1 protein-coding gene and 1 pseudogene are annotated in these 301 nt (G+C 71.8%); both read right to left on the bottom strand.

Features of this window, described 5'->3' with window-relative positions; translation table 11 throughout:
- A partial coding sequence (locus tag B2Y33_RS20485) for a class II glutamine amidotransferase (protein WP_288633351.1) occupies positions 1–150 on the bottom strand: 150 nt, incomplete at its 3' end.
- A gap of 14 nt (positions 151–164) precedes the next feature.
- Positions 165–301 (bottom strand): annotated as a pseudogene (locus tag B2Y33_RS23095) (MFS transporter); the annotation flags it as partial.

Below are 301 nucleotides of genomic sequence, written 5' to 3'. Positions count from 1 at the left end.
CTGGAACAGGCGCAGGCCGCGCCCTTCGTAAAAGCCGATGCCCCAGCCGTCACGGTGCGGGCCGGTGCGCCCGCCGCGTTGGATCAGGCCGGTGAAGCTGAAGACGATGTCGGTGGGGACGTTAGCACTCATGCCCAGCAGTTCGCACATGGCGGTGTCTCCGTTTACAGGCGGGGCTCGACCCGGCCAGCGCCGGCAGGCAGCGCAGGCGGGTCGTCACGGTAACGATCGCTGCGTTCCGCGGCCAAGGCCTCCCCAGGCGCCAGCGCCTGCGCTTCGGCGGCCTCGCGCTGGGCGGCGG

The organism is Pseudomonas sp. UBA5666 (genome assembly GCF_002420785.1).
GTDB classification, from domain to species: domain Bacteria; phylum Pseudomonadota; class Gammaproteobacteria; order Pseudomonadales; family Pseudomonadaceae; genus Aquipseudomonas; species Aquipseudomonas fulva.
The sequence above is the reverse complement of the archived record's forward strand: the minus strand, read 5'-3'. Positions and strand labels throughout refer to the sequence as shown.